Origin of the sequence: Burkholderia sp. BE12 (assembly GCF_002959955.1) — a bacterium.
GTDB lineage: Bacteria > Pseudomonadota > Gammaproteobacteria > Burkholderiales > Burkholderiaceae > Burkholderia.
In genome coordinates, this window is sequence record NZ_PREY01000027.1 from 43343 (window position 1) to 69764 (window position 26422).

At 69.1% G+C, this 26422-nt stretch carries 25 protein-coding genes and 2 riboswitches; of the genes, 15 read left to right on the forward strand and 10 right to left on the reverse strand.

The annotated features are described in order from the left end of the window. The first annotated feature begins 87 nt into the window (after positions 1-87). Both vapB and C4B30_RS25905 read left to right on the forward strand, forming a co-directional pair. Positions 88-351, forward strand: coding sequence for a type II toxin-antitoxin system VapB family antitoxin (gene vapB, locus C4B30_RS25900; RefSeq protein ID WP_051421414.1), 264 nt, complete (start codon positions 88-90; stop codon positions 349-351). Next, entirely contained in the window at positions 348-770 is a 423-nt protein-coding gene (locus tag C4B30_RS25905) for a PIN domain-containing protein (protein ID WP_027784423.1), read from the forward strand. The genes vapB and C4B30_RS25905 overlap by 4 nt, the downstream gene beginning before the upstream one ends. Before the next feature lie 42 nt (positions 771-812). On the opposite strand, the gene C4B30_RS25910 is transcribed toward C4B30_RS25905, so the two are convergent. Further along, the gene (locus tag C4B30_RS25910; RefSeq protein WP_027784424.1) at positions 813-1718 is read right to left on the reverse strand and encodes a nucleotidyl transferase AbiEii/AbiGii toxin family protein; all 906 of its coding nucleotides are present in this window, start codon (positions 1716-1718) and stop codon (positions 813-815) included. Further along, positions 1687-2763 carry a type IV toxin-antitoxin system AbiEi family antitoxin gene (locus C4B30_RS25915; protein WP_027784425.1) on the reverse strand — a complete coding sequence of 359 codons (1077 nt, stop codon included), beginning with the start codon at positions 2761-2763 and terminating at the stop codon, positions 1687-1689. The genes C4B30_RS25910 and C4B30_RS25915 overlap by 32 nt, the downstream gene beginning before the upstream one ends. Before the next feature lie 343 nt (positions 2764-3106). Between C4B30_RS25915 and C4B30_RS25920 the strand changes: the two genes are divergently transcribed. Both C4B30_RS25920 and C4B30_RS35915 read left to right on the forward strand, forming a co-directional pair. Then, on the forward strand, positions 3107-4270 hold the full coding sequence (locus tag C4B30_RS25920; protein ID WP_105133127.1) for a M20 aminoacylase family protein: 1164 nt from the start codon (positions 3107-3109) through the stop codon (positions 4268-4270). Between the two features lie 11 nt (positions 4271-4281). Next, positions 4282-4437 carry a type II toxin-antitoxin system RelE/ParE family toxin gene (locus C4B30_RS35915; RefSeq protein ID WP_230469130.1) on the forward strand — a complete coding sequence of 52 codons (156 nt, stop codon included), beginning with the start codon at positions 4282-4284 and terminating at the stop codon, positions 4435-4437. Positions 4438-4528: 91 nt separating this feature from the next. Here C4B30_RS35915 and C4B30_RS25930 read toward each other — a convergent pair whose 3' ends face one another. The 5 genes from C4B30_RS25930 to C4B30_RS25950 form a co-directional block, all read right to left on the reverse strand. Continuing rightward, positions 4529-5833, reverse strand: coding sequence for a cobyrinate a,c-diamide synthase (locus C4B30_RS25930; protein WP_027784427.1), 1305 nt, complete (start codon positions 5831-5833; stop codon positions 4529-4531). Between the two features lie 2 nt (positions 5834-5835). Then, complete coding sequence (cobO, locus tag C4B30_RS25935) at positions 5836-6438, reverse strand: cob(I)yrinic acid a,c-diamide adenosyltransferase (protein ID WP_027784428.1); 603 nt, start codon at positions 6436-6438, stop codon at positions 5836-5838. A gap of 34 nt (positions 6439-6472) precedes the next feature. Beyond that, a complete protein-coding gene (locus C4B30_RS25940; RefSeq protein ID WP_027784429.1) occupies positions 6473-6850 on the reverse strand; it encodes a cobalamin biosynthesis protein in 378 nt (125 codons plus the stop codon). Then, a complete protein-coding gene (cobA, locus tag C4B30_RS25945; RefSeq protein WP_175888550.1) occupies positions 6847-7656 on the reverse strand; it encodes a uroporphyrinogen-III C-methyltransferase in 810 nt (269 codons plus the stop codon). The genes C4B30_RS25940 and cobA overlap by 4 nt, the downstream gene beginning before the upstream one ends. A 110-nt stretch (positions 7657-7766) precedes the next feature. Further along, positions 7767-8004, reverse strand: a riboswitch (cobalamin riboswitch). Positions 8005-8072: 68 nt separating this feature from the next. Continuing rightward, positions 8073-10211, reverse strand: coding sequence for a TonB-dependent receptor (locus C4B30_RS25950; protein WP_027784431.1), 2139 nt, complete (start codon positions 10209-10211; stop codon positions 8073-8075). Positions 10212-10363: 152 nt separating this feature from the next. Beyond that, a riboswitch (cobalamin riboswitch) is annotated at positions 10364-10628 on the forward strand. 326 nt (positions 10629-10954) lie between these two features. Between C4B30_RS25950 and cobW the strand changes: the two genes are divergently transcribed. From cobW to C4B30_RS25985, 7 genes are all read left to right on the forward strand, one after another. Then, entirely contained in the window at positions 10955-12049 is a 1095-nt protein-coding gene (gene cobW / locus C4B30_RS25955) for a cobalamin biosynthesis protein CobW (RefSeq protein ID WP_027784432.1), read from the forward strand. Positions 12050-12055: 6 nt separating this feature from the next. Then, complete coding sequence (cobN, locus tag C4B30_RS25960; RefSeq protein WP_027784433.1) at positions 12056-15865, forward strand: cobaltochelatase subunit CobN; 3810 nt, start codon at positions 12056-12058, stop codon at positions 15863-15865. Then, a complete protein-coding gene (locus tag C4B30_RS25965; protein WP_027784434.1) occupies positions 15862-16947 on the forward strand; it encodes an ATP-binding protein in 1086 nt (361 codons plus the stop codon). The genes cobN and C4B30_RS25965 overlap by 4 nt, the downstream gene beginning before the upstream one ends. 68 nt (positions 16948-17015) lie before the next feature. Next, positions 17016-17624, forward strand: a complete 609-nt coding sequence (locus tag C4B30_RS25970) for a vWA domain-containing protein (RefSeq protein ID WP_027784435.1) — start codon at positions 17016-17018, stop codon at positions 17622-17624. A gap of 67 nt (positions 17625-17691) precedes the next feature. Further along, complete coding sequence (locus C4B30_RS25975; RefSeq protein ID WP_027784436.1) at positions 17692-18144, forward strand: YaiI/YqxD family protein; 453 nt, start codon at positions 17692-17694, stop codon at positions 18142-18144. A gap of 25 nt (positions 18145-18169) precedes the next feature. Continuing rightward, positions 18170-18802 carry a DUF1993 domain-containing protein gene (locus tag C4B30_RS25980; RefSeq protein WP_034185416.1) on the forward strand — a complete coding sequence of 211 codons (633 nt, stop codon included), beginning with the start codon at positions 18170-18172 and terminating at the stop codon, positions 18800-18802. Positions 18803-18831: 29 nt separating this feature from the next. Further along, positions 18832-19158, forward strand: a complete 327-nt coding sequence (locus tag C4B30_RS25985; protein WP_027784438.1) for a low molecular weight protein tyrosine phosphatase family protein — start codon at positions 18832-18834, stop codon at positions 19156-19158. A 33-nt stretch (positions 19159-19191) separates the two neighbouring features. Here the strand turns inward: C4B30_RS25985 and C4B30_RS25990 are convergent, their stop codons facing one another. Both C4B30_RS25990 and C4B30_RS25995 read right to left on the reverse strand, forming a co-directional pair. Further along, the gene (locus tag C4B30_RS25990; protein ID WP_027784439.1) at positions 19192-19614 is read right to left on the reverse strand and encodes an NUDIX hydrolase; all 423 of its coding nucleotides are present in this window, start codon (positions 19612-19614) and stop codon (positions 19192-19194) included. A gap of 151 nt (positions 19615-19765) precedes the next feature. Next, entirely contained in the window at positions 19766-20026 is a 261-nt protein-coding gene (locus C4B30_RS25995; protein WP_027784440.1) for a hypothetical protein, read from the reverse strand. Between the two features lie 276 nt (positions 20027-20302). On the opposite strand from C4B30_RS25995, the gene C4B30_RS26000 reads away from it, so the two are divergent. From C4B30_RS26000 to C4B30_RS26015, 4 genes are all read left to right on the forward strand, one after another. Next, entirely contained in the window at positions 20303-21472 is a 1170-nt protein-coding gene (locus C4B30_RS26000; protein WP_027784441.1) for a CaiB/BaiF CoA transferase family protein, read from the forward strand. 134 nt (positions 21473-21606) lie between these two features. Next, positions 21607-22908: a CitMHS family transporter gene (locus C4B30_RS26005; RefSeq protein WP_027784442.1), complete on the forward strand. Its 1302-nt coding sequence runs from the start codon at positions 21607-21609 to the stop codon at positions 22906-22908. Positions 22909-22945: 37 nt separating this feature from the next. Next, positions 22946-24112, forward strand: coding sequence for an acyl-CoA dehydrogenase family protein (locus C4B30_RS26010; RefSeq protein WP_027784443.1), 1167 nt, complete (start codon positions 22946-22948; stop codon positions 24110-24112). A gap of 53 nt (positions 24113-24165) precedes the next feature. Next, positions 24166-24909: an IclR family transcriptional regulator gene (locus C4B30_RS26015; protein ID WP_027784444.1), complete on the forward strand. Its 744-nt coding sequence runs from the start codon at positions 24166-24168 to the stop codon at positions 24907-24909. Positions 24910-25011: 102 nt separating this feature from the next. Here the strand turns inward: C4B30_RS26015 and C4B30_RS26020 are convergent, their stop codons facing one another. Further along, positions 25012-26367, reverse strand: a complete 1356-nt coding sequence (locus tag C4B30_RS26020; protein ID WP_027784445.1) for a chitinase — start codon at positions 26365-26367, stop codon at positions 25012-25014. Positions 26368-26422 lie beyond the last annotated feature (55 nt).

Sequence of the window (26422 nt, forward strand, 5' to 3'; positions counted from 1 at the left end):
GACGCAGCGGCAGATTCGCATCCCGCTAAATTGACATATGCCAGCATATGTCTACAATGGGCGCATCGTACTCCCATGGAGTGGCTCATGCGCACCGTTTCCATTTTCAAGAACGCCCGTAACCAGGCAATCCGCATCCCGAAGGACATGGAGTTCGAGGGCGTCACGGAACTCGAGATCCGCCGCGAGGGCGATACGCTGCTGTTGCGGCCGGTACGTCCCACGTGGCTGTCGTTCGCGAACGAACCGCTGGCCGATGCCGATTTCCTTGCCGAACGCCCGGCCGTCATCGAGTCCGGTCGCTTCGACCTGTCCGGCGACGCCGATGCGCCGACGGAGTCCAGCCGGTGACCACGCTCTACATGCTCGATACGAACATCTGTTCGTTCATCATGCGCGAGCGGCCGCCCGTGGTGCTGTCGCGGTTGCAGTCGTGCGTCAACGCACAGCACCGGATCGTCGTGTCGGCCGTGACCTATGCCGAAATGCGGTTCGGTGCGGTCGGCAGAAAGGCATCACCGAAGCATGCGGAACTCGTGACGAGCTTTGTCGCGCGGCTGGACGGCGTGCTGTCGTGGGATACCGCGGCGATCGATGCAACGACCGCGATTCGCGCCGACCTTGCCGCACGTGGCACGCCGATCGGCGCGAACGATGCATCGATCGCCGGCCACGCGATTGCAGCCGGTGCGGTGCTCGTCACAAACAATAGTCGCGAATTCAGTCGTGTCGCGGGGTTGCCGCTCGAAGACTGGGCGGCGTCGGCCTGACGCAGTGAATGCACGATGGTATTGCTGTCGCGCGGCGGCGTGTCATGCCCGACGAACGGGCGGATCCGCGAGGAAGCCACTGCGGAACGCATCGAGATACCGGTCGGCGTCGTCATTGAATTCACCCGGCAACAGCGCGAACGCGCGGGCCTGCAAGTCCTGCCCGAGCGTCGCGTAAGTCGCCTCGTCGGACAACAGCGCGCGGACCGCATCGTGCGTGTGCGGCGACGCGGCTCGCTTCGCATCGCGCGCGAGCAGCGCCGCTGCCGCCAGCTCCGGCTGAAAGCCGTATCGTTCGAGCAGGTCGGGCGCGACGTCCCAGATGCGTTCGCGATTGCCCGCATCGTGAAAATGCGTGAGGAGGAACAGCAAGTCGTACGCGTCGCTGTTCTGGCGGGCGCGCCGGTCCTTCCACGCGAGCAGCTTCAGCAGCGCGAGCGCCGGCAGGCTCGCCACCGGCACCGTGATGCCGGCACCGATCGACACGGTCAGCGCGGTATCGACCGCCTCCTGAAAACCCAGCACGTTCAGCACGAAATCGCCGCCGGGCGGCCATGCGATTTCGCCGGGCGGCGCTTCGAGCGGCCCGAACGGCACCAGGTCGAGTTCCGTGCGAAACCCCTGCGTACCGCTGTCGAACAGCAGTTTTTGCTGATGCTTCGGCGCGCGGGCGAATCGTCCGGTCGCGACGAGCGCATCGACGAGCCGTGCATGGAACGGCCAGCTGATCGCGCACACCGCGACGTCGACGTCCCGCGTCGCACGCACCGGCCGGATGCCGTGGACATGCCACATCAGGATGTCGCGTGCGGTCGCGCCGGCCACGACGAATGCCGCGTCCAGTTGCGCGCAGGCCGCGCCGACCGACTGCAGCAGCGCCACGGCCGCCGGCTCGAGCGGCCGGCTCGCATCGACTTCAAGCGGGCGGGTGGGCGAGGTATCGGTCATGGATGTGTTCGGCGGCGGCAAGATTGCGGCTGTCTCCGGACGAGACGAGATCCGCATAGATCAGGAGCGGCGGCACGAGCGGCACATCTTGCTCGCGCCAGTCGAGCGCCGGCGAGCGCGGCCAGAACGCTTCGAGAATTTCGACGTCTCCGCGCGCGTCGGGACGCAGGCGGCCCTGCAGCAGCAGGCGGTTCGGCACGGCGCCGTGCGTATAGACGGTGATCGCGGCCGGCTTCAGATCATGCGTCAGCAGATCGGCCGCCGGCTCGCCGCCGAGTTGCGCATCGAAAGCCGCGAAATCGAAGCCGCGCCACCAGTCGGGCGCGAGGCCGGCAAACCGGCGACTCGACAGCTTCGCGCGCAAGCGGCTCGGGTACAGCGCGACCCATTCCTGTACGAAGCGCGGCCAGTCGGGAATCAGGCGCTCGCCGTTGCGGCGTTGCCCGACGAGGCCGCGCGCGATCAGATCGTCCATCGCGAGATTGACCGTGCCGAGCGCGACGCCCGACGCGGCCGCAATCCCCCGATACGGCTGCGCAACGAGGCCCGGCTGCGTCGCAAGCGCGAACATCATGGCGAGCCCCTTCGGCGTCGTCGCGCGTGACGCCTGCCGGCGCGGCGCGCGGGCAGGTTTCGGCCGGCCCGCGATCATGACGGTCGCTTCCGGCTGGATCAGGCATACGTTGCCGGCGGTGTCGAGAAACGGGATACCCTGGTCGATCAGGCTGGCGGCCAGTTCGGCGGAAAGGTAGGGCGCGACCAGCATCAGCGGCCGCTCGCCGGAGGCGTGTGCGGTCCCGCCGCCGCGGCGACGCAGTTCCGCGAGCGCGTCCGCCAGCGATTCGACACGAAGGCTCACGGCGACCGGCATCTCCACGACCTGTCCTGCCACGTCGAAGCGGATCATCGCGTCGGCACGCGCGCGGTATGGCGCCGGCACGCGCACGGGCCGCGCACTGACGCGCCGGGTTACGCGGCCGAACGCGGCGCACGCTTCGTCGAGCACCTGCTGTTCCGACATCGGGAGAGTGGTATTCCTGGGCATCGACGAGGATCGCTTGTTCACTTTTTTATCAGCGTACACAAAAAATGTACAATCGTCAAAGAGTGAACAAAATCTCATAAGCCACTGAGGTAAAGGCAGTATTTCCGGTACACGAACGACCACGACCACGCACTCCCGCACGAAAAATCTCGGTGAACGCACAGTTTCGCGCGCCCGGATCGTCCGCGGCACTCGTCCGGACGGCCGGGCCCCCCGTACCGTAAGCCTTATGGCCATATAGCAACCATCAGTTGCTACCGCGACGACTTTCCGTCTGCCCGGTTGCTGCCGAATCGACTATCGTTGCCTGCATGTTCCCCATCGCACATCAGGAGACGACACCGTGACGCACAGCGTGATCCCCGCAGGCCTTGCCGACGAAATGATCGAGATTCGGCATCGCATCCACGCCCACCCCGAACTGGGATTCGAGGAATTCGCGACGAGCGATCTCGTCGCGCAGCAATTGCAGTCGTGGGGCTACACCGTGCATCGCGGGCTCGGCGGTACCGGCGTCGTCGCCCAGTTGAAAGTCGGCGACGGCAAGCAACGCCTCGGCCTGCGTGCTGACATGGACGCGCTGCCGATCCACGAAGCGACGGGCCTGCCGTACCAGAGCACGATCGCGGGCAAGATGCACGCATGCGGCCACGACGGCCACACGGCGATGCTGCTCGCAGCCGCGAAACACCTCGCGCGCGAACGCCGCTTCTCGGGCACGCTGAACCTGATTTTCCAGCCGGCCGAGGAAGGGCTCGGCGGCGCCAAGAAGATGCTCGACGAAGGGCTGTTCGAGCAATTTCCGTGTGACGCGATCTTCGCGATGCACAACATGCCGGGCTTCCCGACCGGCAAATTCGGTTTCCTGCCCGGGTCGTTCATGGCGTCGTCGGATACCGTCGTCATCGACGTGCAGGGCCGCGGCGGTCACGGCGCGGTGCCCCACCGGGCAATCGATCCGGTCGTCGTGTGCGCGCACATCGTCGTCGCGCTGCAGACGATCGTATCGCGCAACGTGTCGCCGCTCGACATGGCGATCATCACGGTCGGCGCGATCCATGCGGGCGAGGCGCCGAACGTGATTCCCGATCGCGCGCAGATGCGCCTGTCGGTGCGTGCGCTGAAGCCCGAGGTGCGCGACCTGCTCGAAACGCGCATCAACGAGGTCGTGCATGCGCAGGCGGCCGTGTTCGGCGCGAGTGCGACGATCGACTACCAGCGCCGCTACCCGGTGCTCGTGAACGATGCGCAGATGACGGCGTTCGCGCGCGGCGTCGCACGCGAATGGGTCGGCGAAGCCAATCTGATCGACGCGATGGTGCCGCTCACCGGCAGCGAGGATTTCGCATTCCTGCTTGAAAAACGGCCGGGGTGCTACCTGATCATCGGCAACGGTGACGGGGAGGGCGGCTGCATGGTGCACAACCCCGGCTACGATTTCAACGATGCGGTGCTGCCGACCGGCGCGTCGTACTGGGTCAAGCTGGCGGAGGCGTTCCTCGTGTAACGGAGACGAGGTTGCCGGAGCGGCCGAATGCGCGGACCTGCATTGTTCGGGATGGGTATGTCCGGTATGCCGTTGGCGCTCACGTCGTGTTCTATCGTGAAACGAATGACACGATCGATATGCTTCGGGTCCTGCATCAGCGGATGGACATCGAACGACATCCGTAGCCGCACACGTCGAGCGGTGCGATCGTCGCAAAGCGGCCCACCATCCCGGTATGACTTGTGCGGCCTCGATCCGCGCGCCGCATCGAACTATCTAGAACGCATCGCCGCTGAACAACGCCACGACCGCATCCGGATTCGACGGCCAGTACATGTGCATGTACGTCGCGACGATCGCGCCGCTGCGATAGACGGCTTCGCCGCTGCCCCGCGCGCCGTCGGGGCGCGCGGCGCTCGCGACCGGTTCCAGCGGCGTCGCGAGCCGCGAATAGTGGAACGTATGACCGCGCATCGGCCCGGTGCGCGTATCGAGCTGCTGCATGCCGAGCGCCGCGAACCGGCGCTGCATCGTCGCATGCCCCGGCAGCAGGCCGAGCATCGGCGTCGTCGAGCCGTCCGCATCGGTCAGCGACTCGCACAGATACACCATCCCCCCGCATTCCGCGACGATCGGCCGGCCGGCTGCCGCATGGGCGCGAATCGTCCGCACGGTCGTTGCACTTCCCGCAAGCGTTGCCGCATGCAGTTCCGGATAGCCGCCCGGCAAAAACAGCGCATCGCAATCGTCGGGCACGGGTTCGTCGGCGAGCGGCGAGAAAAATCGCAGCGCCGCACCGAGCGCATCGAGCAGCGCGAGATTAGCCGGATAGATGAACGAAAACGCCGCATCGCGCGCCACCGCGATCCGCTTGCCGGCGAGCGCGCGCGGCAGCGGCACGGCCACGTCCGGTTCCGCGAACGCGACGGCCGGCGGCAAATCGGCCAGCGCCGTCCGCGCGAGCACATCGGCCGCGCGATCGAGCCGCGCGTCGAGATCGTCGATATCGGCCGGCTGATGCAGGCCGAGATGCCGCTCCGGCAGCGCGATGCCCGCATCGGCCGGCACGTGTCCGAGCCAGCGTAGTTCGTCGGGCAACGCCTGTTGCAGCAATTCCGCGTGCCGTGCCGAGCCGACGCGGTTGGCCAGCACGCCGTGAAACGGCAACCCCGGCCGGAACCGCGCGAGCCCGAATGCGATCGCCGCGAACGTCTGCGCCATCGCCTTCGCCGAAATCACCGCGACGACCGGCACGCCGAACGCGGCCGCGAGATCGGCGCTGCTCGGCGTGCCGTCGAACAACCCCATCACGCCTTCGATCAGGATCAGGTCCGCGTCGCGCGCGGCTTCGGCGAGCAGTGCGCGGCACCCGGCCTCGCCGACCATCCCGAGGTCGAGCGCATGCACGCTCGCCCCGCTCGCGCGTTCGAGCAGCATCGGATCGAGAAAATCGGGCCCGGTCTTGAACACGCGCACGCGGCGGCCGAGCCGGCGGTGCAGCCGCGCGAGGCCGGCCGTCACCGACGTCTTGCCCTGGCCCGACGCGGGCGCGCTGACGAACAGCGCGGGGCAGGCCGGCATGCTCAGAACTCCACGCCGCGCTGCGCCTTCACGCCTTGCTCCTTGTACGGGTGCTTGACGAGCCGCATTTCGGTGACGAGATCGGCCGCATCGATCAGCGCATCGGGCGCGTGGCGCCCGGTGACCACGACGTGTACCGACTCCGGACGCGCGACGAGCGTCGCGAGCACTTCGTCGAGCGGCAGGTATTCGTATTTCAGCACGGTGTTCAGCTCGTCGAGGATCACCATCCGGTAGTCGCCGCTTTCGATCATCCGGCGCGCCTCGTCCCAGCCCTTGCGGGCGGTCGCGACGTCGGCGTCGCGGTTCTGCGTGTTCCACGTATAGCCGTCGCCCATCGTCACGAAATCGCATTCCGCGACCGCGCCGAGGAAGTCGCGCTCGGACGTGTGCAGCGCCCCCTTGATGAACTGCACGACGCCGAGCCGCATGCCGTGGCCGAGCACGCGCACGGCCATCCCGAACGCGGCCGTGCTCTTGCCCTTGCCGTTGCCGGTATGAACGATCAGCAGGCCCTTTTCCTGAGTGGCGGCGGCCTGCTTCTTCTCGTGGCCGGCGCGGCGGCGTTCGGCCATCCGCTGATGGGATTCGGAATCGGTCTTCATCGGGAATCGTCCTGTCGAAAGCGAAACAATGGGTTCAGAGCGGGCCGGCGAGCGCGACCGTCACGCCGTCCCGGATGGATTTGGGGCCGAGCAGCCGGCCGCGCGGCGCCGCGAGCTGCGCACACGGCTCGGCCACGCCCGCGATGCCGAAGCGGGCCAGCGCGGCGTGCGACGGGCCGCTCGCGGCCAGTTCCGGACGGCTCGCGAGTTGCGCCGCATCGAACGCGACGAGCGGCCAGCCACGGCGCGCGCACAGCGTGCGCAGCGCAAGGGCGAGTGCCTTGTCCGCGAGCGTCGCGACGAGCGCCGGTTCGGCGGCCGGATAGCGCGCGAGTGCGGCGCGGATCGCGGCATCGAGTTGCGCGGCCGTGACGCCAGCGCGAAAGCCGACGCCGAGCGCGACGCGCATCATGCGCGACCGCCGAGCGCCGCACGCACCGCCGGATCGTCGGCGAGCGCCGCGACGCGGCCGATGACGACGATCGCCGGCGAACCGATACCGGCCGCGCCGACGCGCTCGACGAGCGTATCGAGCGTCGCGAGCACGTGGCGCTGTTCGGGGCGCGTGGCGTTCTCGATTGCCGCGCACGGCGTAGCGCCGGGCAGGCCGCCGTCGCGCAGCGCCGCGGCAATCGCGTCGAGCCGGCGGATGCCCATGTAGATCACGAGCGTCATGCGCGTCGCCGCTAGCGCGTGCCAGTCGGGCTCGTCGGCTCCCGCGCCGTGCCCGGTGACGAAGATCACGCCCTGCGCGTCGCCCCGGTGCGTGACCGGGATGCCGAGCGCGGCCGGCGCGGCGATGCCCGCGGTGATGCCGTTGACGACTTCCACCGGAAAGCCCGCCGCGCCGAGCGCGACCAGTTCCTCACCGCCGCGGCCGAACACGAACGGATCGCCGCCCTTGAGCCGCGCGACGCTGCGGCCCGCGCGCAGATGCGCGAGCATCGCGGCGACGATCGCTTCCTGGGGCGTCGACGCATGGCCGCCACGCTTGCCGACGTGCTCGATCAGCGCATCGGCGCGCGCATGGCGCAGCACGTCGGGGTTCACGAGGTCGTCGACGAGCAGCACGTCGGCCGCGCCGATCGCGCGCACGGCCCTGAGCGTCAGCAGGTCGGCGTCGCCGGGGCCGGCGCCGACGAGCCATGCGCGGCTCATCGCGCGCGGCACGGCGCGCACCGTGTCGAAGCGGTGGAACGGGGAAGGCGGGCGGCACATCGGCGGCCGGCGGGCTGGCAGTGCATGACGGATCGGGCGAAACCCGCGCGAACGCGGGTGGAATGCGCACCCCATCCGTCCCCCGCGGATCGGGCGTTCGGCGAGCATCGCGCTCGCCCCTTGCGTCGGCCGGTATCCGGGCTGGCCGCTTGCCAGGCCGCAGCCTTCCCGCCCGGTTCAAGGGCAGTGGCATCGCGGGCGGTCTGGGCGCACGCGCGGGAAAGCGCGTTGCGCGGGCGGCGTACCGTTGCGGGGACAGCACAGGCCGGGCGGATATCCGCCTCCTGTTTCCCGTTTAACTGCATGCACGGAATGCGCATGCGAGCACCGAACGCGGCGCATACGATAGCACAGGCGTGCAACGCACGAACCGCCCGGCCGGCCGCTTGCGCGGGGCGCCGGCGCGGCCCGCGAGGTCAGAACTTGTACGCCGCCGTCAGCGTGAACGTGCGTGGCGAACCGGGCATGATCTGCGCGAGGCCCGTCGCATTCGCGTAGTAGTCGCGATCGGTGAGATTGACGACCGCCAGCGTCACCTCGAAGTCGCGCGTGCGATATCCGGCCTTGCCGTCCCAGCGGACGTATGCGGGCAGTTCGAGCAGGTTGTCGCGATCGGCGTAACGCGCTCCCTCGTACACCAGCCCGAGTTCGGCGAAAAACCCGCGCAGCGGCGCATGGCTCACGAACAAGCTGCCGTTCGACCCGGACACGCCCGCCGAGCGCTTGCCCGCGTACTTCGGCTCGGCGTCGACCACCCGCGCGTGTTGCCAGCCGATGCCGCCGCGGACGAACCAGTCGCCCGTGAGCCGGCCGGCGACGCCCAGTTCCAGGCCGCGATTGCGCTCGAGGCCGTTGAGGTCGAAAAAGCCTGGCCGAACTGGATCGGCGACGCGGCGGTTGTACAGATCGAGCTGAAACAGCGCGAGTGTCGTGCTCAGCGCACCATCGCGCCAGTCGCTTTTCACGCCGATCTCGTATTGGCGGTTGTATTGCGGGCCGAGATCGTTGGTGTTGCCGCGCGCGTCCGGCGTGATGCCGATCAGATCGCCGCCGACCGGCGCGAAGCTCTTGCTGTACGACGCATACACGCTGTGCGCGCCGGCCGGCGACCATACGACGCCGAGCCGCGGGCTCCATGCCGTCGTCGTGCGCCGCGCATGCAGCGCGTTCAGCGCATTGGTCGAATCGACGTCGAAGCGTTCTCCGCGCAGGCCGCCGAGCAGTTTCCACGCTCGCCCGAGGTCGATGCGATCCTGCGCGAAGATCGCGTAGTCGCTCACGCGATGGCGATTCATCGCATACGGGCGCGGCGGCGAACCGACCGGTGCGAGACGGTCCGGTCCGGTAATCGGGACCGGCGCCGCGCCGGCCTGCCAGAGCGTCGGGGAGCGTTTCTGCCAGCCGTATTCGATGCCGAACAGCAGATGATGCAAGCCGGGGCCGGTCGCGACTTTGCCGCTCAGTTCAATGCCGGTCTGCACGTTGAGATGCGTCATGTCCTGCAGGTAGCGCGCACGTTGCACGTGCCGGTAGTCGCGCGGCTTCGTGACATAGCTTTGCGTGACGTAGGTATTGTCGAAGGTGCTGCGCAAGTCCAGCACGCCCAGCGTATGGCGCAGTTTCCAGTCGCCGTCGAGCACGTGCGTGAAGACCGAGCGCCAGTTCATGTTCTGGTCGCGGATGGTGTCGCGGCCCGCCGTACCGAAGAAGGTCGCGCGCGGCGCGGACGGCAGCGAGAACGCGAACGGCCTGCCGGCCGCGTCGACCGCGGCGACCGGCGCCGGCATGCCGCGATCGGGCACGCGTTCGTACGTGTCGTATTCGAACTGCAGCAGCCAGCTTCGCCGCGCGTCCTGCCATTTGATCGACGGCGCGACGTACTGGCGCGTGCCGTCGACGTGGTCGCGGAAGCTGCCTGCGTGTTCGCGCCCTGCATTGAGCCGCATGCTCCATGCGCTCGACAGCATCCGGTTGAGATCGACCGAGGCGCCGAGCCGTCCATAACTGCCGGTTGCCGCCGAGACATGTCCGAAGTTTTCCGGCAACGGCTGCTTGGTGATCCGGTTGATGACGCCGCCGCCGCTGCCGCGCCCGTACAGCACCGCCGCCGGCCCCTTCAGCACTTCGACGCGTTCGATATTGCCGAGACTGCGCACGTATTGCGCGTCGTCTCGCATGCCGTCGAGCAGCAGGTCGCCCGCGGCGGAAAAGCCGCGAATGCGGAACGAATCGAAGCGCGTATCCGACGTATTGGACACACCCGGCACGCCGGCCAGCGCGTCGGCAAGCGTGCGGCCGCCATAGGACAGCGTTTCCTCGACCGGGACGCTGTCGATGGTTTGCGGTACGTCACGCGGATCGCTCGCGGTGCGGGTCGCCGTGGTCACGCTTTCGACGCGCGGATCGTTCGGATGGCGTCGGCTGCGCACCTCGAGCGCGGGCAGTTCGTCGTCGAACTCGGCCGCCGCGGCAGGGCAGGCAGCAACGCCGGCGATCGAGCACAGCGACAGGGCAAGCAAAGGAAAACGCCGCCCCGATATCTGTCGTTTCGACATGAGAATTTAAGGATAACTGAGTGATTGCCTCACATGACCGTTGCGCGTTTGTTGGCGTCGTTGTCGGGCGAAGTTTATCTCACGCAATTGAAAACGACAATCATTCGCGTTCGCCGCCGGACGCTCGCCTTGACGCTCCCCGCACCGCCGCCTACACTCGCACGCGTTTTGGTGCTCGCGCGCGCCGCTCCGGCGCACGCAGTTAAACGGGAAACAGGGAGCCTGCCTGCGCCGCAGTCGAGCCAACCTGTGCTGCCCCCGCAACGGTAAGCGAACGTGTCGCGCGCAGCGCGATACAGCGCCGCTTCGCCGCATGCCGTGCGCATGCGGACGACCGCCACTGGATGCCGCGCGTATCCGGGAAGGCGAAGCGGCGTGTTCGTCAGCCCGGATACCGGCCTAAACGTTGGGGTTCAGCGCCGCGGGGAGGCGGCGCATCGTCCACGGCCGCAGCAGGCCCGACGCCCGGTGTTCGACGCTTCCTTCGCCCATCCGCCGCCGCGCACGTGCCCGGCCGGCGCGGCGAACGGCAGGCGGCGCGGGCGGGGCCGGCGGCAGCCGTGTTGGCATTCACGATGTCGACCGTTCGCAAGGAAGCACCATGCCCGATTCGTTGTCCCGCTCGTCCTGCGGCTGTCCGGCCGGACTGCGCGGCGACCTTCCCGCGTCCCGCCTCATGAATGGCCGCGCCGCCCCCGACGCGACGATCCCGGCCTGATTCCATTTCCGTCACAGGACCTACCATGACCCTACGCAAGCTTCCCGTCACGATCGTCACGGGCTTTCTCGGCAGCGGCAAGACGACGCTGATGCGCCATATCCTGCAGCACGCCGAAGGCCGCCGCATCGCGGTGATCGTCAACGAATTCGGCGAGCTCGGCATCGACGGCGAAATCCTCAAGGGCTGCGGCATCGGCTGCGACGATGCACCGGGCGAGGCATCGGGCCAGTTGTACGAACTCGCGAACGGCTGCCTGTGCTGCACCGTGCAGGAAGAGTTCTATCCGGTGATGGAAGCGCTCGTCGAGCGCCGCGCGGACATCGACCACGTGCTGATCGAGACGTCGGGCCTCGCGCTGCCGAAGCCGCTCGTGCAGGCGTTCAACTGGCCGACGATCCGCAACAGCTTCACGGTCGACGCGGTCGTGACCGTCGTCGACGGGCCTGCCGCCGCGAGCGGCCAGTTCGCGGAAAACCCGCAGGCCGTCGACGCGCAGCGCCGCGCCGATCCGAACCTCGACCACGAATCGCCGCTGCACGAACTGTTCGCCGATCAACTGTCGTCCGCCGATCTCGTGATCGTGAACAAGGCCGACCTCGTCGGCGACGCCGAATTCGCGCGGATCGAAACCGCGATCCGCGACGAGATTCCGCCGCAGGTGAAGATCGTGCGCGCGACGCGCGGCGAGCTCGACCTCGCGATGCTGCTCGGCCTCGAATCGGCGTCGGAGGAAACGATCCACCTGCGTCACGACCATCATGGTGCGGCCGGCGTAGGCTCGGCCGACGACGGCGATCACGATCACCATCACGACGATTTCGATTCGGTGGTCGTGTCGGGCGACGCCGGCACGCGCGAAGCGACGATCGCCGCGCTGCAGCGTGTGGTCGAAGCGCACACGATCTACCGCGCGAAAGGCTTCGCCGCGCTGCCCGGCGCGCCGATGCGGCTCGTGATCCAGGGCGTCGGCCGCCGCTTCGACAGCTATTTCGATCGCCGCTGGCAGGACGGCGAAACGCGCGCGAGCCGCTTCGTGCTGATCGGCGAGGATCTCGACGCGGCCGCGCTGCAACGCGCGTTCGACGCCGCGTGCGCGGCCGAGCCGCAACAGGCGTAACGCACGATGCATCTGCTGCGCACCACGCCGGGCGGCTTCGTCGACGATACGCAGGGCGTCGTCCGGATCGATCAGCAACCGGCCGACATCGTGATCCTGAGTTCGGCCGACACGACGCTGTCGCTGCTCGCGAGCGTCGTGCCGCACTTGCCGGCCGGGTTCCCGAGCGTGCGGCTCGCGAACGTCACGTTCCTGCGGCAGCCGGCGTCGGTCGATTTCTACGTCGACGACGTGCTGTGTCACGCGAAGACGGTCGTGATCGATCATCTCGGCGGCGAAGCGTACTGGCCGTACGGCATCGAGCAAGCCGTGTCGCTCGCGTCGAAGCGCGGACAACGGCTCGCGATGTTCTCGGGCGACCTGCAGGAGGACCCGAACCTCGTCGCGAAGAGCACGGTCGGGGCCGACCTTTGCCGGCTATGGTGGCGCTATCTGCGCGAAGGCGGCGTGCACAACGCCGACGCACTGCTGCGCAGCATCGCGTTTCACACGCTCGGGTTCGGCGACGAGCCCGAACCGCCGCGCCCGCTGCCGGCCGCCGCGCTGTATCACCCGGCGCGCGACCGCGCGAGCGTCGACGACTGGCGGCCGCGCTGGACGCCCGGCGCGCCGGTCGTCGCGATCCTGTTCTATCGCGCGCACTGGCAGGCCGCGAACACGGCCGTGTTCGACGCGCTGGCCGACGCGCTGATCGGCGAAGGACTGAATCCGCTGCCGATCGCGGTGACGTCGCTGAAGGACGCGGTGAGCCGCGAGGTCATCACGCAACTCTGCGACACGCACGACGTCGCGCTCGTGCTGAATACGACGGCGTTCGCCGCGGGCGCTATCGACGCTGCCGAGCCGGACGTGCTCGCCGGCGACGCCCCGGTGCTGCAAGTGATCCTGTCCGGCGGCAATCGCGACGCGTGGGTGGCCGACAACCAGGGCCTGCACGCACGCGACATCGCGATGCATATCGCGCTGCCCGAAGTCGACGGGCGCATCGTCACGCGCGCGGTGAGCTTCAAGGGGCTCGCGTATCGCTGCCCGCATACCGAGGTCGACGTCGTGCGCTACCAGCCGGATGCCGAGCGGATCGCGTTCGTCGCGGCGCTCGCGCGCGGCTGGTGCAGGCTGCGCACGCTGGAAAATGCCGACAAGCGCATCGCGCTGATTCTCGCGAACTATCCGCAAAGCGAAGGCCGCATCGGCAACGGCGTCGGGCTCGACACGCCGGCCTCCGCGCTGCGCGTGCTCGCGGCGCTGCGCGACGCGGGCTATACGGTGGCCGACCTGCCGCCCGACGGCGACGCGCTGATCGCGCGGCTCACCGAAGGCGTGACCAACGACGCGGCCGTGCATGCGTTGCGACCGTCGTTCCAGAGCTTCCCGCTGGCCGACTACGTCGCGCATTTCGCGCGGCTGCCGGCGGCCGTGCGCGACGCGCTGAACGCGCGCTGGGGGCCGCCCGAAGCCGATCCGACGCTGCGGCAAGGGCGTTTCACGATCGCCGGCTGGCGCGCGAGCAACGTGTTCGTCGGCATTCAGCCGTCGCGCTCGCGCGACGACAACGACTACGCGAGCTACCACGATGCGGAGCTCGTGCCGCCGCATGCGTATCTCGTGTTCTATTTCTGGCTGCGCGATGCGTATCGCGTCGACGCGGTCATCCATCTCGGCAAGCACGGCAATCTCGAATGGCTGCCGGGCAAGAGCGTCGCGCTGTCCGACGCGTGCTGGCCCGACCTCACGCTCGGGCCGCTGCCGCACCTGTATCCGTTCATCGTCAACGATCCGGGCGAGGGCAGCCAGGCGAAGCGCCGCGCGCAGGCCGTGATCGTCGATCACCTGATGCCGCCGCTCACGCGCGCGGAAAACTACGGCCCGCTGCAGGATCTCGAACGGCAGGTCGACGAATACTACGAAGCGCTGATGGTCGATGCGCGGCGCGCGAAGCTGCTGCGCAAGACGATCCTCGCGACGATCGCCGAGCATCGACTGCACGACGAGCTGAGCGTGTCGCCGCCGCGCGACGCGGGCGACGAGGATGCGCTACTCACGCGGGTCGATGCATGGCTGTGCGAGTTGAAGGAAGCACAGATTCGCGACGGGCTGCACGTGTTCGGCGCGTCGCCGGTCGAGCGTCAGCGGCGCGACACGCTGCTCGCGCTCGCCCGTTTTCCGGTCGGCGACGGCAAGGGCGAACGGGCCGGGCTGATCGGCGCGCTCGCGCGCGACCTCGCGCTCGGCGACGATTTCGACCCGCTCGCGGCCGACTGGGCCGCGCCGTGGACGGGGCCGCGGCCCACCGTTCTGCAAGCGCTCGACGCGTCGCCGTGGCGCCATGCGGGCGATACGCGCGAGCGGCTCGAACGGCTTGCGCAGCAATGGCTGGACGGGCTGTGTGCGGCCACTGGCGGCAATCGCGGTACCGATACGACGCCGCCCGGCGAATGGCCGCATACGCTCGCGGTGATCGAACGCGTGCGCACGATGCTGTTGCCCGCGCTCGACGCCTGCGGCGGCGAGGAAATGCGTCAGCTGCTGCGCGGGCTCGACGGCCGTTTCGTGCCGCCGGGGCCGAGCGGCTCGCCGTCGCGCGGCCGTCCCGACGTGCTGCCGACGGGCCGCAACTTCTACTCGGTCGATACGCGCGCGGTGCCCACCCAGGCTGCGTGGTCGCTCGGCCTGAAATCCGCGCAGCAACTGATCGAGCGCCATCTGCAGGATCACGGCGACTATCCGCGCGCGATCGGGCTGTCGGTCTGGGGGACGGCCACGATGCGCACCGGCGGCGACGACATCGCGCAGGCATTCGCGCTGATCGGCGTGCGGCCGAAATGGGCGCACGGCAGCCATCGCGTGACCGACTTCGAGATCCTGCCGATCGAGATTTTCGACCGGCCGCGCATCGACGTGACGCTGCGCGTGTCGGGTTTCTTCCGCGATGCGTTCCCGAACCTGATGCACCTGTTCGACGCGGCCGTGCAGGCCGTCGCCGCGCTCGACGAGCCCGAGGCGTTGAACCCGATCCGCGCGCGCATCGAGCGCGAACGCGCGAAATGGATCGCGCAGGGCGTGGCGCCCGACGAAGCGCGGCGCCGCGCCGGCTGGCGCGTGTTCGGCGCGCGGCCGGGCAGCTACGGCGCGGGCCTGCAGGACCTGATCGACCAGCGCCGCTGGCAGACCGACGCCGATCTCGCGGACGCCTACCGTCAATGGGGCGGCCATGCGTACGCGCAGAACAGCGCGGGCGACGCCGCGCCCGACGTGTTCGGCGAACGGCTGGCCGCGATCGACGTCGTCGTGCAGAACCAGGACAGTCGCGAGCACGACATCCTCGATTCGAACGACTACTACCAGTTCCAGGGCGGGATGACGGCGGCGGTGCGCCACCTGTCCGGACAGCAGCCGAGCCTCTACCACGGCGACCATGCGAACCCGGCCGCGCCGAAGATGCGCACGCTGCGCGAGGAAATCGCGCGCGTGATCCGCTCGCGCGTCGTCAACCCGAAATGGCTCGACGGCGTGAAACGCCACGGCTACAAGGGCGCGGCCGAGCTGGCCGCGACCGTCGACTACCTGTACGGCTATGACGCGACCGCACGCGTGCTGTCCGATCACCAGTACGCGCTCGTCGCCGACGCGTACCTGTTCGACGACGACACGCGCGCATTCCTCGAACGGCACAATCCGAAGGCGCTGCACGGCATCTGCGAACGGTTCGTCGAGGCGATGCAGCGCGGCCTGTGGCAGCAGCCGGGCGACTATCGCGAACGGATCGAATCGGTCTGGCTCGAGAGCGAACAACTCCAGGAAGGGGGACGGCGATGACCGATCCGACGACGCACCGCGCCCGCGCGGTTTTTCCGTTTGCGGCGCTCGTCGCGCAGGGCGCGTTGCAGCAGGCGCTGCTGCTTGCCGCGATCGACCCGTCGCTCGGCGGCGTGCTCGTCAGCGGGCCGCGCGGCACCGCCAAATCGACCGCCGCGCGCGGCCTCGCCGAGCTGCTGCCGGAAGGGCAGTTCGTCACGCTGCCGTTGTCGGCGAGCGACGAGCAGGTGACGGGCACGCTCGATCTCGCGCATGCGCTCGCCGAAAACGGCGTGCGCTTCCGGCCTGGCCTGCTGGCGCGCGCGCATCTCGGCGTGCTGTATGTCGACGAAGTGAACCTGCTCGCCGACGGGCTCGTCGACACGCTGCTCGACGTCGCCGCGAGCGGCGTGAACATCGTCGAGCGCGATGGCGTGTCGCACGCGCACGACGCGCGCTTCGTGCTGGTCGGCACGATGAATCCCGAGGAGGGCGAGCTGCGCCCGCAGTTGCTCGACCGCTTCGGGCTGATGGTCGAACTGGAGAACTGCTTCGACGCCGTGCAGCGTGAGCGGATCGTGAAGGCGCGACTCGCGTTCGATCTCGATCCCGACGCGTTTCGCGCGCATCACACGTCCGCTCAGCGCGAACTCGCGGAGCGGATTCACGCGGCGCGCGCCCGGCTGCCGGCGCTGGATTTCGACGATGCGGTCCATGCGCGCGTCAGCGCGCTGTGCATCGACGCGGCCGTCGACGGGTTGCGTGCCGATCTCGTGATGCTGCGCGCCGCGCGTGCGCTGGCCGCGCTGGAACAGGCCGCGGCGGTGACGGTGTCGCACGTGGAGCGCGTGGCCGAAGCCGTGCTGCGGCACCGGCGCCACGCGGGACCGCCGCCGTCGCACCAGTCGTCGCAACACGATCGCGAACGCGACGACCGTTCGCCGCCGGAGCCGCGCCAGCGGCCCGACGACCGACCGCCCGAAACGGGCCACACGAAGGCCGACGCGTCGGCATCGCAGGGCGACTGGGGCTACCTGCCGCCCGAACCGGTCGGGCTGCGCGACGTGAAAAGCGTGGTGCCGCTGCCGCTAAAAAAACGCTGAGCCATCGAGCCGGCGCCGCCGCGAACGCGATTCGCGGTCCTCGATGGCAGTCAGGCGCAGCGGCGCGTGTGCCGGGCACGGTGCGCGCGGGCACTGCCATTGCATGGCCGGCGACGCTCGCCGCGAAGCGCGGCGGCCCGCTGCATCGCGATCATCTGCGCTATGGCAAACGCGCGGGCACGCCGCACGCGCTGCATTGCTTCGTGCTCGACTGTTCGGCGTCGATGCTGTCGCGCGACCGGCTCGCGCTCGCGAAGGGGCTGATCGTCGCGTATTTCGACCAGGCCGCGCGCGCGCGCGTCGAAACCGCGTTGGTCTGCTTCGGCGGCAACGGCGCCGCGCGGCGCTTCGGCCCGGCCGTGCCGCGCTGGTGGAATGCGCGCTGGCTCGAGCCGGTCGACGGCGGCGGCGGCACGCCGCTCGCGGACGGCATCGCGGCCGTCGCGCAGTTGCTCGCCCGCGCGGCCCGGCGCGAGCCCGGCAAAGCGCGCTGGCTGTGGGTGCTGTCCGACGGGCGCACACGCGACACGCCGGCCAAACCCGCGGCGGCCGATCACGTCGTGTTCGTCGACTTTGACGATGCGGCCGTGCCGATCGGGCAGGGCGTGCGGCTCGCCGCGGCGTGGGGCGCGCAGTGGGTGACGGCCGACGCGCTTCGCATGGATCTCGCCGGCTGATGGCCGGCGGGCGGTGCGCTATGATCGCCGCTTCTGCTCCCGCTTCTGCCCACTGGAAACCCCCGCCATGCAAGTACTGGTCGATGCCGACGCGTGTCCCGCCGTCATCAAGGACATGCTGTTTCGCGCCGCGCGTCGCGCCGAGATCCACGTGACGCTGGTCGCGAATCAGTTTCTGCGCACGCCGCCGTCGCCGTTCATCAAGGCCGTGCAGGTGCCGGCCGGCTTCGACGTGGCCGATGCGCGCATCGTCGAGCTGGCTGAACCCGGCGATCTCGTGATCACGGCCGACATCCCGCTGGCCGCCGCCGTTCTCGACAAGGGCGCGCATGCGCTCGACCCGCGCGGCAACTGGTTCAGCCGCGAGAACATCGAGGAACGCCTGTCGACGCGCGCGATGATGGACCAGTTGCGCAGCGCGGGCATCGACACGGGCGGGCCGGCGCCGTTCAGCGCGCGCGACGGCAAGGCGTTCGCATCGCAATTCGACCGGTTCGTGGCGCGTCACGGCAAGCCGTGACGGCACACGGCGGCGCCCGGCCAGGATGCAGGTTCGCGCCGACGCTGCTATCGTGTTGCGCGAACCCCAGAACAGGAGCGCACGCGTGTCACCGACCCAACTTCTCGTTCCGACCTACACCCAGATGCTGCGCGCGCAGTCCGCGTGGCTCGACAAGGCCGTCGCGCACCGGCAGTCCGCCGGCGGCGAACCCGACGCGGTGATGACGCTGAGGCTGGCGCCCGACATGTATCCGCTCGCCGCCCAGGTGCGCTTCTCGTGTTTCCAGGCGATGGAGCCGGTCCACCGGCTGCGCGGCGAGCCGCTGCCGGCGGCGTTGCTGGCCTTGCGCGAAGCGGGCTGGAACGCCGATGCGCAACCCGGTTCGCCGGACGATGCGCAGGCGATCATCGCCGGCACGCTTGCCTTTCTCGGCGAACTCGCGCCGGATGCGCTCGACGGCGGCGCAGCGCTGCCGATCACGCTCGAACTGCCGAACGGGATCGCGTTCGACATGACGGGCGAACAGTACGTGCGCGACTGGGCGCTCCCGCAGTTCTACTTCCACGCGATCGCTGCATACGCGATCCTGCGCCATCACGGCGTCGAGCTCGGCAAGGCCGATTACGTGCCGCACATGCTCGCGTACGTCCGGCCGGGCACGATTCCGCAAGGCTGACCCGGCCGCTCGGGCGGCCGCGAAGCGACATGACACGGGCACTGTTCATCTGCAGCCGCAACCGGCTACGCAGCCCGACGGCCGAAGCGGTGTTCGCCGCGTGGCCCGGCATCGAAACCGACTCCGCGGGCCTCGCGCCCGACGCGGACGTACGGCTGTCCGTCGAGCAACTCGACTGGGCGGAAATCGTGTTCGTGATGGAGCACGCGCACAAGGCGCGCCTGTCGGCGCAATTCGGCGCGCATCTGAAGCACCGGAAGATCGTCTGCCTCGACATCCCCGACCGCTACGCGTTCATGCAACCCGAACTCGTCGCGCTGCTCGAACGCAAGGCCGGCCCGTTCCTGCGCGCGTAATCGCCGCGTTCGGAACCCGAGCCGGCGTCGACCTCAGCGAAGCGGCCCGCTCACGAACGCGGAAAAACAGTCGAGCCGCAGCAACTCGATGATCTTGCGCGTCGGCACGCTGGCTCGCAGCGTGTCGAGCCGGTCGACGGTGAACCACTTGCAGCGGGCGATCTCGTTGCTCGCGCGCGGCGTCAGGTACGCCGGCACGTCGGCCACGAACACGTGATGCAGCTTCGTCAGCCCGCCGAACTGCACCGCGTAGTCGAGCGCAAGCCCCTCCAGCCGGGTTTCCTCCGCGAGTTCCCGCTGCGCCGCTTCGAGCGGCGTCTCGCCGCGCCGGATCGTGCCGCCCGGCAGCGACCAGCGCGCCGCGGTGCGCGCGACCAGCAGCACGCTGCCGCGCTGGCGGCACACGATCGTGGCGCGTTCCTTGATGACGGCGAGGGTATCCGGCCCGGTGCTCATGTTCTGGCAAAACAGGTGCTGAATCGTGGAGGAAAGACACGTCGGCGGCGCGGGGTCCGGCAGCAGGCGGCGACGGCATGCAAGCCGCCGCGCCGATGTTACCTGCCGTTCGTGACAGTCGCGTGCACTTGGCCGCGCCACGGACGACAGCTCACGCTTGCGTGTAGATCCCGCTGCGCGCCGGCTTCGCGCGGCGCGAATGGCGGCGCTTGTGAACCGCACGCCGGTGATGAGGAGACGGCGCTGTGACGTGCCGGCGTGCGGGCGCGGGCCGAGCCGCCGGCGCGGCAGCGTGTGGCGCCGCGCCCGGCATGCCGGTTTGTCCTTCGCCGAAGTGGAAAGTCTGGTTTTGCGCGTGCGCGACGCCCAGCGTCGACGCCAGCACGAAGGCCGCCAGCCATAACCGTTTCATGAAAATTCCGCCTTGTATTGGTGAGGATGAATATTGCCCGCCAGCTTAGCCAACGGCGGGGCGCGACCGCAACCGGCGTGCGTTCGGTGTGTGCCACTTGCGCATGCCGATGTGGTCGGCGCGGCAGCCGGGTCCATCCGGGCTTGACAACATAATTCCTGAGTGTGAATATAAATTCACGCACAAGAATTATTCACCGAATCCGGAGCAGCCGCGCCGCAAGCGCCGGGCCGCCGGAACCGGCAGTCCGATCAACCGGAACCAGGAGCGAGACGCATGGCGGAACACGAGCAGCAGGGCGCGCTGGCGGGATTGCGCATCATCGATCTGTCGCGGGTGCTGGGCGGGCCGTACGCGACCCAGATCCTCGCCGATCACGGCGCGGAAGTGATCAAGATCGAACCGCCGTCCGGCGACGAGACGCGCACGTGGGGCCCGCCGTTCGACGGCGACACCGCGTCGTACTTCCTCGGCGTGAACCGCAACAAGCTCGGCATCGCGCTCGACCTGACGCAGCCGGCCGATCGCGAGCGGCTGCTCGGGCTGCTCGAACACGCGGACGCGCTGGTCGAGAACTTCAAGATCGGCACGATGGAGCGCTGGGGGCTCGGGTTCGACGCGCTGCATGCGCAGTTTCCGCGCCTCGTCCATTGCCGCGTGTCGGGTTTCGGCGCGGACGGCCCGCTCGGCGGGCTGCCGGGCTACGACGCGGCCGTGCAGGCGCTCGCGGGGCTGATGAGCGTCAACGGCGAAGCCGGCGGTGCGCCGCTGCGCGTGGGCGTGCCGATCGTCGATCTCGTCACGGGGCTGAACGCGGCGCTCGGCGTGCTGATGGCGCTGCGCGAACGCGACGTCAGCGGCCGCGGCCAGTTCGTCGAATCGACGCTGTTCGACTGCGCGCTGTCGATCCTCCATCCGCATACGCCGAACTTCTTCCATTCCGGCAAGGCGCCCGTGCGCACCGGCAACGCGCATCCGAACATCACGCCGTACGACAGCTTTCCGACGGCGGGCGTCGATATCTTTCTGGCGGTCGGCAACAACGGGCAGTTCGCCGCGCTGTGCGACGTGCTCGGCACACGCGAGTGGCTCGACGATCCGCGTTTCGCGGACAACCGCGCGCGCAGCCAGAACCGCGCCGCGCTGCGCACGCTGCTCGAAACGGCGCTGGCCGCGCACGACGGCGCCGCGCTCGCCGAGCAACTGATGCGCCGCGGCGTGCCGTGCGCGCCGGTGCTCGGGCTCGATGCGGCGCTCGACCACCCGCATGTCGCGCATCGGCGGATGAAGGTCGAGCTGGGCCGGCATCGCGGCATCGCGTCGCCGATCAAGCTCGGCCGCACGCCGGCCACGTACCGGCGTCCGCCGCCTGCGCTGAACGAACATGCGGCGCAGGTGTTTGCGGACGAAAAAGGCAACGACAACGACGACGACCGCCGGACCTGACCGGCATCGCGGCTGCCGGCCGCGCCGCACCGCGGCGCATGGCCGTGCGCGCCGACACATCATCATTCGCACATCACGCCGGCCCGCGCGTCGACACGCACCGACTTGCGCACCGGCTGAAGAGGAGACGCATCATGCTCGCATGGATCGGCGCGGTCGCCATCGTCGCGCTGTTCGGCCTGATCATCACGAAGCGGCTGTCGCCGCTCGTCGCGCTGATCGTCGTGCCGGTGGCCGCGTCGCTCGCGGCCGGTTTCGGGCTGCAGACCGGCAAGTTCGTCGTGCACGGCGTACAGAACATCGGTCCGATCGCCGGGATGTTCGTTTTTGCAATTCTATTTTTCGGAATCCTCACCGACGCGGGGATGCTCGACCCGATCATCGCCGGCGTGCTGCGCGTGATCGGCTGCCATCCGCCGCGCATCGTGATGGGATCGGCCCTACTCGCGCTGCTGATCCATCTCGACGGTTCGGGCGCGGTCACGTTCCTCGTCACGCTGCCCGCGATGATGCCGCTCTATACGCGTCTCGGGATGGATCGCCGCATCCTCGCGTGCGTCGCGTCGATGGCGGCCGGCGTCAACTTCCTGCCGTGGGTCGGGCCGATGCTGCGCGCGTCGGCCGCGCTGCACATTCCGGGTTCGGCGATTTTCACGCCGATGATTCCGGTGCAGATCGTCGGGCTCGCGTTCGTGTTCGGCACCGCCTACGTGCTCGGCGTGCGCGAGGCGAAACGGCTCGGGCTCGACCGTGCCGGCGCGGCGTCGCTCGCGATCGCGCCGCGCGAGCTGACCGACGCCGAACGCGCGTTGCGCCGGCCGGGACGATTCGGGATCAACGTCGCGCTGACGCTCGTCGTGCTCGTCACGCTGGTGTCGGGCATCGTCGACCCGATGGTGATGTTCATGCTCGGCACGGTTGCCGCGCTCGTGATCAATTACCCGGACGTACAGGCGCAGCGCGAGCGGATCGACGCGCATGCGAAGGCCGCGCTGATGATGGCGAGCGTACTGCTCGCGGCCGGTGCGTTCACGGGCATCATGTCCGGCACCGGGATGCTGAAGGCGATGGCCGAGGTCGTCGTCGCGCACGTGCCGGTCGAGCATGCGCGCCACATGCCGTTCGTGCTCGGGCTGCTGTCGATGCCGCTCAGCCTGCTGTTCGATCCCGATTCGTTCTACTTCGGCGTGCTGCCCGTGCTCGCGGAAAGCGGCAAGCTGCTCGGCGTGCCGCCGATCCAGATGGCGCAGGCCGCGCTGCTCGGCCAGATGACCACGGGCTTTCCGGTAAGCCCGCTCACGCCCGCGACGTTCCTGATCGTCGGCCTGACCGGCGTCGAGCTCGCCGAGCATCAGAAATTCACGATTCCGTTCCTGTTCGCCGCCACCGTGCTGATGGTATTCGCCGCGGTCGCGACGGGCGTGTTTCCATTGTGAGCGGCGCGGCCGTTCACGCTTGCCGGGAGAGCAGTCCATGCAGTTCGACCTGACCGACGACCAGCGCGCGATCGAAAGCGCGATCGAGAAAATCTGCGAGCGCTTCGGCGACGACTACTGGCTCGAACGCGATCGCGCGGGCGGGTTTCCGGCCGATTTCCACGCGGCGCTCGCCGACGCCGGATGGCTCGGCATCGCGATGGATCCGGCCTACGGCGGCGCCGGGCTCGGGATGACCGAGGCGGCGCTGATGATGCGCACGATCAGCGCATCGGGCGCCGGCCTGTCGGGGGCGTCGGCCGTCCATATGAACATCTTCGGGCTGAACCCGGTGCAGGTGTTCGGCAACGACGCGCAGAAGGCCCGCTTCCTGCCGCCGCTGATCGCCGGACGCGACAAGGCGTGCTTCGCGGTGACCGAGCCCGACGCGGGCCTCGACACCACGCACCTGACCACGCAGGCGCGCCGCGACGGCGACCACTACGTGCTGAGCGGGCGCAAGATCTGGATCTCGACCGCGCAGGTGGCGAACAAGATGCTGATCATCGCGCGCACGACGCCGCTCGACCAGGTCGCGAAGCCGACCGACGGGCTGAGCCTGTTCTATACCGACCTCGACCGTTCGTGCATCGAAGTGCGCGAAATCGAGAAGATGGGCCGCAAGGCGGTGGATTCGAACATGCTGTTCGTCGACAACCTGCGCGTGTCGCGCGACGACCTGATCGGCAACGAAGGCGACGGCTTCCGCTATCTGCTGCACGGCCTGAACCCCGAACGGATCCTGATCGCCGCCGAGGCGATCGGGCTGGGGCAGGCCGCGCTGCGCCGCGCGACGCAGTATGCGTGCGAGCGCGTCGTATTCGGCCGGCCGATCGGGCAGAACCAGTCGATCCAGCATCCGCTCGCGCAGGCGTGGATGCAGCTCGAGGCCGCGTGGCTGATGGTGATGAAGGCCGCGACGCGCTACGACACGGGCCAATCGTGCGGCGCGGAGGCGAACGCGGCGAAATACCTCGGCGCGGAAGCCGCGTTCCAGGCCTGCCAGACGGCGATCGCGACGCACGGCGGGATGGGGTATGCGAAGGAATACCATGTCGAGCGCTACCTGCGCGAGTGTATGATTCCGAGGCTCGCGCCCGTGAGTCCTCAACTGATCCTGTGCTACATCGCGGAGAAGGTGCTCGGGCTGCCGAAGTCGTACTGATGCGCGGCGGCTCGCCCCGCGCGCGGTTTCCCGTTCCGAATCAAGCGCTCGTCATGGACGTCAAACTCGTTGCCCGCACGCTCGACCTGTTCGAGCTGTTCGCCGCCGAACAGCGGCCGCTGCCGCTGACCGAACTCGCGCGCCTGCTCAATGTGCCGGCGTCGAGCTGCCTCGCGATGGCGCGCACGCTCGTGAGCCGCGGCTATCTGTACGAAGTGCGCAAGCGCGGCGGCTACTATCCGACGCGGCGCCTGCAGACGGTCGCCGCCGCGATCGACGCGACCGATCCGGTCGTCGACATCGTCCATCCGCACCTCGTCGCGCTGCGCGACGCGAGCCGCGAAACCGCCGTACTCGGCAAGATCCAGGGCGCGTCGGTCACGTACCTCGACGTCGTCGAATCCGAGCAGGCGATCCGTTATACGCGCCAGCCGGGCGAGCTGCGCCCGCTGCATGCGAACTCGATCGGCAAGGCGATCTTCGCGGAACTCGCAAGCGATGCGCAGCAGGCGCTCGGCGCGCAACTGCCGTTCGAACGCTTCACCGACGCGACGGTGGCCGACCTGCCGGCGCTCGTCGCGCAGACCGCGCGGTTTCGCGAACTCGGCTGGGCGGAGAACTTCGGCGAGAGCGCGCCCGAGCTGTCGGCGATCGCGGTCGCGCTGACGCTCGACGGCGACTGGTACGGGCTGTCGGTCGTCGGGCCGACCGAGCGGATTCGCCAGCATCGCGACACGCATGCGGCGCTGCTCGTCGACGCGAAGGCGCGGCTGCTGGCCGAGCACGCGCGCGGGTAGGGCAGCGGCGCCCGCCGAAGACGGCAGCGGGCCGCCGCCGGCGTGCGGTCCTGCCACGCCGAAAACGACCCGCCGCGCGTCACGCGCCAGCCCGTTACGACGTCACGACTTCACCCACACGCCGCCCGCGCTCGGGTTGTCGCCCTGCGTCCACCATTTCGCGCAATACTTCGCGCCCTGATACGTCACGCACGTGCCGCCCGAGTAGGCGGTCGTCGCCGACCACGTGGGCGTGCCGCCGCCGACCGGCTTCCACACGGCCGCCTGGCCGGGCACGTCGCCCTGCGTCCACCATTGCGCCTGATACGTCGTGCCCTGGTAGGTGACCGTCGCGCCGGCCGTATAGACCTGACCGGCCGCCCACGGTGCGCCCGGCTGCGGCGTGCCGCCGTCCGAGCCGCCGCCGTAGTTCGGATCCTGCGTCACGCCCGCTCCCCACTTGCCATCGAGCTTCTTGAAGATCGCCGCGAACGCGTACGGCTGCTGCGCGACGCCCGAGCAGGTCGGCGACGCATACGTGCCGCCGGACGGGCACGCCTGATCGCGGCCGACCGACCAGTTGCCGAAGAAACCGTAGCCGTTCGCGACTGCCGCGTTCAGCACGGTCTGCGCATTCGCGAGCGTGAACGTTTCGCCCTGCACGTCGTTTGCGCCGATCATCGGCGTGACGCCGACCATCTGCCACAGCTGCGCATTGGTTTTCGGCTGGCCGGCCGACTTGAACGCCGTGTCGAGCTGCGAGTAGAGCGCCTGCGCGGCGCTGATCGCCGCGGCGCCCATGTCGAGGTTCGCCGGGCCGTAATCCATCGCCATCACGTTGACCGCATCGAACGCGGTCTTGTTCGCGATGGCCGCGTTGACGACGTTCACGCCGTCCTGCGTGAGCCCGGTCGGCATCGTCGGCAGCGTCAGCGTCACGTGCAGCGGCTTGCCCTTCGCCGCGTAGTCGGCCTGCAGTTGCGCGACGGCCTGGAAGTTGCGCACGACCGCCGCCGTGTCCTGCTGCGACGCGCCCTCGATGTCGAAGTCGATATGGGTGAGGCCGTACGTATCGATCACCGTCTGGTATGCGGTTTTCAGCGCGGGGACCGTCGAGCACGCCTGCATCAGCGGCGTGCCGTTCGCACCGCCGAACGACACGGCGACTTCGCCGCCTTTCGCGCGGTAGCTCGCGATCGACGTGGACAGTGCGGTCAGCAGGCCGCCGCTCGCGCCGTTGCCGATCGGCTGCACGCCGCCCCACGACGGCGCGCAGCCGTTGCCCGCGACCACGAACGCGAGCGTGAACTGCTGGATGCCCTGCCGCACGCCGATCTGATCGACCAGCGGTGTCGGATAAAGCGTCACGTCGACATAGGGCGCATAGACGCCGGCACCTTGCGACACGCTCGCCATCGCGAGCAGACAACCCGCGGCAAACGCACGCGGAACGAAATGCGGCAACACATTGTTGTTCATTCTGTGTTCTCCAAATGGAAGAGGGATACGCTGGCCTGCGTATCGCCGCCGACGG